This window comes from Embleya sp. NPDC059213 (assembly GCF_042754445.1).
Taxonomy (GTDB): Bacteria; Actinomycetota; Actinomycetes; order Streptomycetales; family Streptomycetaceae; genus Embleya.
The window spans coordinates 1-9834 of the sequence record NZ_JBHZAV010000272.1 but is presented as its reverse complement, the minus strand read 5'-3'; the positions used below and the strand labels follow the sequence as shown (position 1 = coordinate 9834).

Annotated in this window: 3 protein-coding genes and 1 pseudogene; 1 reads left to right on the top strand and 3 read right to left on the bottom strand. The window is 69.0% G+C overall.

What is annotated here, in order from left to right:
- Positions 1-327: 327 nt before the first annotated feature.
- A complete protein-coding gene (locus ACFXMF_RS44640) occupies positions 328-5100 on the bottom strand; it encodes a DUF4082 domain-containing protein (RefSeq protein ID WP_379992039.1) in 4773 nt (1590 codons plus the stop codon).
- 184 nt (positions 5101-5284) lie between these two features.
- Positions 5285-8512 (bottom strand): DUF4082 domain-containing protein, encoded by a 3228-nt coding sequence (locus ACFXMF_RS44635; protein WP_379992040.1) that lies wholly within the window; start codon positions 8510-8512, stop codon positions 5285-5287.
- A 232-nt stretch (positions 8513-8744) separates the two neighbouring features.
- Between ACFXMF_RS44635 and ACFXMF_RS44630 the strand changes: the two genes are divergently transcribed.
- Positions 8745-9680, top strand: a complete 936-nt coding sequence (locus tag ACFXMF_RS44630) for an NAD-dependent epimerase/dehydratase family protein (RefSeq protein ID WP_379992041.1) — start codon at positions 8745-8747, stop codon at positions 9678-9680.
- Here ACFXMF_RS44630 and ACFXMF_RS44625 read toward each other — a convergent pair.
- Positions 9673-9834 (bottom strand): annotated as a pseudogene (locus ACFXMF_RS44625) (acyltransferase); the annotation flags it as partial. The gene ACFXMF_RS44630 and the pseudogene ACFXMF_RS44625 sit on opposite strands and share 8 nt — an antisense overlap.

Below are 9834 nucleotides of genomic sequence, written 5' to 3'. Positions count from 1 at the left end.
CTTCCGGACTCTAGCAGATCCTGCGACCCGCTTTTCGTCCGTTGCTTTCCGCCTTCGAAACTCTCGTTTCCTCGGCTTCCGGCTCTTCGAGCTTAGCAGTCCTTGCGGCCTGCTTCGCTCACCGCTTCGGGCATCGGGAATTTACATTCTCCGAGGCATTTGGCGGCGTCCGCAGACTTTAGCGGAGCGCATTCCCGATCGCCTAATCGGTGATCATGGATTTGCTCGCCTCCCGGGCGGACTTCGCAACAGTACACGGCCGGGCCCGGAGCACCAAATCGCTCCGAGCCCGGCCGCTCATACCGTTCCCGCGGCGTCAGCCCAGGGTCAACGCCCCTTCCCCATCGCCGGTTTCGGGCCCGTCACCGGCTTCGGGCCGGGCAGCGTGTTCGGGCCTGCCTCCGTCACCGGGGGCGTGGTCGTGACCGTGCCGTCGTGGGTGAAGCCGATGCCCCGGAGAGTGGGCAGCGGGTGACCGTCGGTGGTGCCGGCGAGTTCCACTCGGTATTGCAGGAAGCGCGATGCGCTGCCGACCGTGTCGCCGGGGCGGGTGAGGTCCTTCCATGGTGTCCAGCTCGCGTCCGGGGTGGCCGTCGTGCCGGTGCGTACCGATACCCGCAGCGTGGTGCCCTTGGGGATGTCGGCCTGCCAGTCGCCGGCCAGCCAGGTCACCATGCGGCCCGCGTCCAACGGCTTCGACACGTATGTACCGGTCGGGGCCCGGTCCAGGGTGAGTGCGTCCGGTCGGTCGCCGCTGACCGCTCCGCCGGAGACCGTGCCGTTGGTGAAGTCGAACGCGCCGGTCTCGGCGACGCCCGGCCTGGGCATCACCAGTCGGGCGCTGTCCTTCTTCTTTCCGTCGCCGCCCGACCAGGTTCCCTCGTTCCCGGCCGCGTCGACGCCGGCGAGACGGAACGCGTAGGTCTTGCCCGAGCCGAGGTGGCCGAGCTTGGCGTGGTGCTCGGTGGTCGACTGCTTCCGGTCCGCGTATACCGGGCGCACCGACGCGGCGTTGTCGCCCAGGAGCACCGAGGCGGTCGTGGGCTTGTCGGTCTTCCAGGTCAGGTCGGCGCTGCCGTCCGGCCAGGTCTTGACCGAGACGTCGCTGATCACCGGCGCCTTGCGGTCGGCCTTGGGGGTGCGGAACTCGGCGGGCTTGGCGTTCGGGGCGGGCCAGACGCTGCGCTCGCCCTTCGCGTTCTCCGAGGTGAGTCGGTAGTAGTAGGTGGTGTCTGGCTTGAGCGCGCCCAGGGCGATCTTGTGCTCGCCGGCGGTCTCCACGCTCTTGTGGGTGATCGGCATCTGGTCCGGCTTGGTGCCGAGCTGCATCTCGGTGGTCGAGGGCACGTCGGTCGTCCAGGTCAGCGTGCCCGAGCCGTCCGCCGCCGGGGCGGCCTTGGCCTGGGCGATCTGCGGTGCGACCGGGTTGGCGTAGGTCGCCGTGTAGGCGCCGGAGGTCCCGTCGAAGACGGCGTACTCGATGCCCTTGACGGTGGTCTTCTGGAAGGTGACCGGAATACCGCCGCGGGAGAGCGCGGTGAGCGTGGTGCCGCCCGAGCCGGTCGTCGGCAACATCGTCATCAGGTTGGTCGCGGCCGCGTTCTGGTTGACGGTGAAGGTGACCGAGTTGCCGACCCTGGTGAGGCCGGTGATCGTGGACGCGTTTCGGGCGTCGGTCCAGTCCAGCAATTGTTTGGCCGAGACGATCGGGACGTTCTTCGCCTTGGCCGAGGCGATCAGGGCCTGCTCGATGTCGAGCTGGCCCACGTTGCCCACTCCGCCGTTGGCGTTCGCCGAGTCCGTGTGGTTGTTCATCACGAAGGCGCCGTAGAAGCCGTCGTTGTTGGCGCCGTTGACGAGTTGGTCGAAGGTGTCCGGATAGACCTGCTGGAATTCGTCGTTGATCTGGGTGGTGCCCTGGTAGATGTCGATCATCTGACCGCTGGGGTCGGTGAATCGCATCGGGAAGCCGGAGCCGGTGAAGAAGCCGGGGCTCGCCTTCATCAGCGGCCCGCCCCAGGTGTTCTTCCAGTAGTCCGGCATGTAGTAGTAGTTCGTGTCGAGCCGGATGCCCTTGGCGCGGGCGATCGAGGCGTTCGAGCTCCAGTCGGGCCAGGTCAGACAGTGGGTGCGGTTGGTGGTCGGCTTCAGGGGCGCGTAGCGGGTGAAGTCGTCCAGGCTGTTCTCGTACACCGCGCCGAGTTCCGCGTTGATGTCCGTCTGGGACGCGCCGGCGCGCAGTTGCGGGCAACTGCCGTTCTGGTCGACGTGTCGGGCGATCTCGAAGCCCTGCGCGGTCCAGTTCTGGACGTCGGACACCGAGGGTGCCTGGGTGCCCTGCGGTCCCGGGCCCCAGACGTAGATGGTGCCGCGCATGCACTTCCAGTTGCGCACCGCGGCGTCGCGCAGCGCGGCGATCGGGCTCGCGCAGGCCGGGTCGGAGCTGTTGTTGTTGTAGCGGGTGACCCTGCCCTGCATGTCGCTGAGGTTCTGGCCGTGGTTGTCACCGGTCGAGACCATCACGACCTTGAGCAGGTCGGGTGCGGCGGTGGCGGCGTTGCCGGGCAGGTACCAGGTGCGCGGGATCGGGGCCTTGGCGCGGTTGCCGATTTCGATCAGGTTGGCGAACAGGCGCTGCTGCTCGTCGGCCTGCGGGACCTGGACCCGGCTGAGGTCGACCCAGTCCGGATAGAACATGTCGTCGGCGCGCATCAGCGGGCCGCCGCTGTCGGAGAAGTTGTCGTTCTCGACGCCGGCCTGGGCCGGGTTGCCCTGCCGGGTCTGCACGATCGAGCGGGCCAGGTCGTAGGTGAACGCGGACGCGGTGCCGCTGCCCACGGTGCGGGTGGTCACGGCCGGGCCGAGCGGGCTGGTGCCGGTGCGGGTGTACAGGTCCGCGACACGGACCGTGCCGACGCCGCCCGGGACCGTCCACACGTCGGCGGGCCCGTGGTACTGCATGCTCAGTTGGCTGTAGATGCCGGCGCCGGCGGCGGTGCCGCTGTCGACCTTCATGTACTGGTTGGCCTGGAAGCCGCCGGAGGTGCCGAGGCCGAGCAGGCCGGCCAGGGCGGCGCGCGGGTGCATGGCGATCAGGTTGCCGCCCGCGTTGACCCACGTGGTGAGGTCGGCGACCAGTTGCGTCGAGGGGGCGAAGTCGCCGAGCACGACGGTGGTGTAGCCGTTGAGGACGGTCGCGGTGACCGCGCTCGCGTCCTTGACCGCGAACGAGTTGAGGCCCTCGCTGCGCAGGATCTCGGTGTAGTAGCAACTGAACGGGTTGGAGTCGGCCTTGATCACCAGGATCGGGCCGGTGTTGGGCGCGTCGCACGGCGGGGTCGGCGGGGCCTGGCCGGTGGTGAAGGTCCAGGTGGCGTCCGGCATCGCGTTGTCGGATCGGTCCTTGACGCCGCTTACGGTGAGTGTGTACGGGGTGCCGTAGGCCAGTTCGGCGTTCGGCTTGAGGGTGAGCTGGGTCGGTGTGGTCGGGTTGTCGAGTTCGAGCTCGGCGGGCACCGCCGTGCCGTTGCGCTTGAGCTGGAAGTTCAGGCCGGTGGGCTTGAGCGGTTCGCTGAAGGTGACCGAGGGCTGGATGCCGGAGAGCACGCCGTTGGCGTTCGGCGTCGGTGTCATGTCGGTGACGGCGGGGGCGACGGTGTCCTCGGCGTTGGTGCTGAAGACCACGTCCACCCAGTAGTTGCTGCCGTTCCAACTGTCCGTCGGGTAGCTGCTGCCGGCGTTGTACTTGTACACGCCGTTGCCGCCGTCGACGCCGTCGGCCAGGGCCGTGATCATCGAGTTGCCGACGGGTTGGGAGAACGAGGCGGTGTTGGCCGGGTAGTTGCCATTGGGCGCGAAGTAGGACGCGACGTAGGTGACACCGGCGTGCACGGTGATCGGGGTGGGCAGGTCGACGGTCTGCCAGCCGCTGCCGGTGCGGTTCACGTTGGGCACGGTGGCCAGGCGGGTCTGGGTGTTCTTGTCCCACAGGCTGACCGCGTACGGGCCGGTGCTGCCGGTGAGCTTCCAGAACCTGATCGACTTGATCTGGCCGTCGGTGGTGGTGCGGAACTTGACGCCGACCTCGACGCTGTTGTTGTCGGTCTGGTTGGGCGTGCTCGGGCTGACCGGGCCGGTCCAGATGCTGGTTTCCACGGACTGGCTGCTGCCGGTGCCGGTGGTGAAGGACCAGGACTTGGTGGCCATGGTGTTGCCGGCGGCGTCCTTGGCCCCGGTGACCGTGACGGAGTAGCCGGTGGATACCGCGAGTGCCGCGGTGGGCTGGAAGGTCGCGGTGTTGCCGGTGTACGTGGCGGTGCCGGCGACGGCCGGGCCGCCGGTTTGGGTGACCGCCCACTGCACGGTGGCAGGCTGTACCGGCTCGCTGAAGGTGGCGGACAGCGGTGCGGCGGTGGCCACTCCGGTGGCGCTCGCGGCCGGCGTGGTCTGGGTGACCGTGGGCGGCGTGGTGTCGGCACCGGGGACGAAGGAGACGTCCACCCAGTAGTTGCCGGCCTGGTAGGAGTCGGTCGGCATGCCGCCGCCGGGGTTGTAGGTGTAGACGCCGTTGCCCTGGGTGCCGTTGCTCGCCGGGGCGACGAGTTGTTCGACGGTGTGGTCGATCGCGAAGAAGTTGTCGGTGACCGTGTAGCGGCCGCCGGGTGCGACGTAGGAGGCGATGTAGGTGGAGCCGGCGGCGACCGGGATCGGGGTCGCGAAGGTCGCGGTCTGCCAGCCGGAGGCGCTCTCGCCGGTGAAGGTCACCGAGGTCGCGGTGCCGGTCGCGGTGTTCCAGATCCGGCCGGTGTGGGTGCCGGTGTTGCCGGCGTCCTTCCAGAATTTGACCTGGGTGATCGTGCCGTTGCTGTCGGGCTTGAACCGCACTCCCACCTCGACGGCCACCGCGTCGGTGTCGGTCACGGCGCCGGCGGGGGTGGCGCCGGCGAACAGCGAGCACGGACTGCATGGCGCGGCCTGGGCCGCGGTGATCGGTGCGAACAAGGTGAACAGCAACGCGCCGATCGTGGCGAACGCGATGCTCGTCCACGTCGCTCTGCGTGGCCGGTGACCCGATCTGGTCCTGGCACGGGCAGGCTTCATCGAGTTGGTGCTCCTCAATGGCATGACGGTCGGTTCGTGGGGGTCGAAAGGGCTGTGCGGCGCGCCGGATCCGGGGCGCCGTGTCCCTTTGCGAGACCGGCGGCCGGCGGATCGATGTCGATGCCGCCGGCTGCCGGGTCGGTGCCCGGTGTCGGGTCGCTGGGGCCACCCGCACCGCTGTGGGCTAGTTGGTGGTGAAGACGACGTCCACCCAGTAGTTGCTGTCGTTCCAGGTGCTGGTGGGGAAGCCGGTCCCGTAGACGTAGACGCCGTTGCCGCCGACGCTTCCGGACGCGGCGGCCTTGATCGGCCCGGTGCCGGCCGCCGAGGTCAGGCCGCCCTCGGTGGAGGAGTACCGGCCCTGGGGGGCGAAGTACGAGGCCACGTAGGTGGTGTTGGCGGCGATCACGATCGGTTGGGCGAAGTTCACCTGTTGCCAGCCGGAGGCGGTTTCACCGGTGAACGTGGCGGTGGCCAGTGCCGTGCCGGTCGAGGACCACAGCGTCCCGGTGTGCGTGCCGGTGTTGTTGGGGCCCTTGTAGAACCGCAGTCCGGTGATCTTGCCCGGCACCGTGCTGCTGAATTTGACGCCGAGTTGGATGCCGGTGGTGTCGGTGTCGGAGAGCACGGCCGGCGTCGCGGTGGCGGGCCAGATCGTGCAGGACGGATTGCAGGTCGGCGGTGGTGTGCCGCCGGCCGTGGTGAAGGACCACGACCTGGGGGCCATCGGGACGCCTTCGGCGGTTTGTGCGCCGCTGAGGGTGACCGAGTACGACGTGCCCGGTGCCAGGTCGGTGGTGGGATCGAAGGTGGCGGTCCTGGTCCCGGCGTTGTAGCTCGCGGTGCCGGCGACGGTGCTGTTGTCCGACTTCTTGAGCGACCACACGATCGTCGCGGGTTGCACCGCGAGGTCGAAGGTCGCGGCGAGGTTGCCGGCGACCGGGGCGAAGCCCGCGCCCTCCGCCGGGACGATCGTGGTGACCACCGGCGCGGGGCCGGCCGGGCCGGTGTTCGAGGTGGTAAACACCGGGTCGACCCAGAAGTTGGCGTCGTTCCAGGTCGAGGTCGGGAATCCGGTGCCGTAGCGGTACACCCCGTTGCCGCCGGAGGCGTTGCTGGCCGGTGCGGTGAGCGGGCCGCGGATGTGCGCGTTGGTCAGGCCGCCCTGGTCGGCGCTGTATCTGCCGTTGGGTGCCTGGTACGACGCCACGTAGGTGGTGCCGGCGGTCACCGGTACGGGCTGACCGAACGTCACCTCCTGCCAACCGGAGGCGGTTTCACCGGTGAACGTGGCGGTGGCCAGTGCCGTGCCGGTCGAGGACCACAGCGTCCCGGTGTGCGTGCCGGTGTTCGCGGCGTCCTTCCAGAAGCGGATTCCGGTGATGAAGCCGGCCCGATCGGGCTGGAATTTGACGCCGAGTTCGGTGCCGGCGGTGTCCGGGTCGGGCCCGGACGAGGGTTGGTCGGTCGGGGTCCACAGGGTGCATGGGCAGACGACCGGTTGCGGTGGCCCGCCGATGGTGACCGTGACGCCGGCACCGGGGGTCTCGGTCCGGGCGCTGTCGTCGGTGGCCCGGGACTTGATGGTGACCGACCCGCCCGGGCCGGTGGTGAACACGTAGGTCCAGTTCTCCCGCCCGGTGGTGGCCGGGTGCCAGGTGGCGCCGTTGTCCACCGAGACCTCGACGCCGCCGACCTTGCCGCCGGTGTCGGTCGCGGTGCCGGTGACCGTTACGTTGGCGTTGGCGGGCAGGCTGCCCCCGTTGGTGGGGGCGGTGATGGTCGAGACGGGCGGTGTGGTGTCGGTGCTCTTGACCGGCACGACCATGCCGGCCATCAGCGTGCCGGGTTGCACGCCCATGTCGGAGAAGAGGTTGATGGTGGCCTGCTGCATCGCGGTGTCCACGGTGCCGTTGGCGCCGATCCGGTAGACGTCCAGGCCCCAGGCCCATTGCACGGTGCCGGCGCCGAAGACGAGCGCGCCGCTGGGTGCGCGGTAGAGGGTCAGGCTGTGCGTCGAACTGCCGTCGGCGTAGGTCGAACCCTGGTCCTGGAGCACCGACATGCCGGACTTGACCGTGGTCGAGAGCCGGATCAGACCCGCGGGTCGGGCGCCGTTGTCCAGGTCGGAGTCCCATTCGTAGCCCAGGGTTCCGCTTCCGAGAGTGGTTTGTTCGGTGAGGCCGAGGGTGGCCAGGCGGGTGTTGCGCCACAGGCGCAGTCTGCCGTCGGCACCGTTGGCGTACATGTCGGTGGTGCAGCAGTTGACGGTGAAGATGGTGCCGGTGAGGCTGTTCTCCGGTCGGCCGCCGTCACCGGGTGGCGAGAAGCGCGGGTCGCGCCACGTGCCGGTCCACATGGCCGGGCCGAGCGGGTCGATCGACTCGTTGGCGTGGGTGTCCTTGTACGCCACCAGGTTGCGGTGGTCGGGACCGTTGCCGTTGATCCCGCCGTTCTCCCAACGGGTTTTCCAGAACACCTCGTTGCCGGAGAAGAAGGCGAGGTTGACGCCCGCGTCGCGGGCCGCCTCGACGTTGGCCCGTTGCGGGCCGGACCAGTACTCGTCATGACCCACCGACAGGAACACCTTGTGGTTCTTGATCAGTTGGCCGCGTCGATCGCTGTCCACACCGGTCGAGTACGTGACGTCGTAGCCGTTGCGCTCCAGGAAGCGCAACATCGCGAACTCGGCGTTGAACAACGAGTCCGCGGGGTTGTCGGCACGTGTCGTGAACGGCCGGTTGTAGCTGACCTTGTACGCCCGACCCACCGGCTGGCCGGTGTAGAGGTCGTTGCCGCCGTACGCGTTGTACGCCTGCCACGTGGTGTCGGACGCCTGCATCAGCAGCGCCGAGTGCGAGGCGTCGTTGCGGACCACGAAGGGGATGTGGCTCGCGCCCGAAGTACCGTCGGTGCGTGTGGGTTTGGCGATGTAGTAGCCGGACGCCGCGTCGGCGGGTACGGTCCAGGAAGCGGAGTCGGTCCAGTTCGAGCAGTCGATCAGGCCGGTCACCAGATTGTCGGTGTCGCAGTTCGACTGCTGACGCGGGGTCACCGCCGAGGCCGGGATCGTGTAGACCTTGCGGGCGCCGTTGCCGTTGTACCAACCGAGCCGGTAGATGTCGACGCGATAGGAACTCGCGGTGGTGTCGATCCGAAACTTGATCTGGCCACCGGCGTTGACGCTGATGTCGGTGGAGAAGCCCTGGATGGAGCTGCTTCCCGCACCGCTGACGTCCCATTCGGTCCGCGGGTTGCCGGTCTTGCTGTTCTCACAGACGACCGCGTTCGTGACCGGCGCGTCGCACGGTCCCGCGGCTGCCTTCGGTGTGTTCGGTGCCGCGACGATCAGCGCGAGCAACAACGCGATGAGCGTCGGAATCGTTGCTCTGCGCAGCCGCGGCCTGGGCATGTTCATGAGTGTCCCCCACCCCAACTTCGGTGCCCGGGGCGGTGTCCCGGGTCCGAGATAGGGGAAAGTGTGGCGCACGTTCCGGCCTGTTGTCCGGGTTTTGCCCTCTCGTGAAGCGGCCCGTGGGTACAGTGCGGGGGCCGGGGGCGGGTCGGCCTCGGGTCGGACTTGGGGGAGTTCGAAACACCGGCCCTCGCGGGGCTGGTTCCGCACGACGGTCCGGGGGGACTTTGTGAAGGTAGTGATCACCGGCGGCGCCGGCTTCATCGGCTCGAATCTGGCCGCCGCGTTGCAGGACCACGACGTCGTGCGCGACGTGCACGTGGTCGACGACCTGTCCACGGGGTCGCTGGAGAGTCTGGCCGGTCTGAAGGTGACGTTCCATCAGGGATCGATCCTGGAGCCGGAGTTGCTCGACCGGGCGTTCGCGGGCGCGGACGCGGTGGTGCACCTGGCGGCGTTGCCGTCGGTACCGCGGTCGGTGGAGGCGCCGTTGGCCAGCCATCACGCCAACGCGACCGGCACGTTGGAGGTACTGGAGGCGGCGAGGCGGGCCGGGAACATCCACGTGGTGGCCGCGTCCTCGTCCTCGGTGTACGGCGCCAACCGCGAGTTGCCCAAGCGGGAGGACATGCGCACCGCGCCGCTGAGCCCTTACGCGGTCAGCAAGTTGGCCACCGAGTCGTATCTGATCGCCTACGGCAACTGCTACGGCCTGCCGGTGTTGCCGTTTCGCTTCTTCAACGTCTTCGGGCCCGGTCAGCCCGCCGATCACGCCTACGCGGCGGTGATTCCGCGGTTCGTGGACGCGGCGTTGGCGGGTCGGCCGTTGTCGGTGCAGGGCGACGGCGAACAGACGCGGGACTTCACCAACATCGGGAGCGTGTGCGCGGTGCTCACCGACGCGGTGCTGCGCCGGGTGGTCTCGGACATTCCGGTCAACCTGGCGTTCGGCTCCCGGACTTCGTTGAACGCGTTGATCGACTTGTTGACGCAGGTGCTCGGGCATTCGGTCGAGGTCGAGCATGTGCCGCCGCGTCCCGGCGATGTCCGGGATTCGCAGGCGGACGGGTCGCGGCTGCGTGTGCTGTTCCCGACCGCGGAGCCGGTCGAGTTGCGGGACGGGCTCGCGCAGACGGTCGCGTGGTTCCGGTCTCGGCTCAGCTGAGCCGGTCCTCGCGCGGGCGGAGCGGTCGAGCGGGTGAGCCCACCACGGTGACGCCCGCCGGTACGTCGCGGGTGACCACGGCGCCGGCGCCCACCCAGGCGCCCGCGCCCCCCGTCAGCCCATGCAGGACCACCGCGTTTGGTGCCACCGTGGC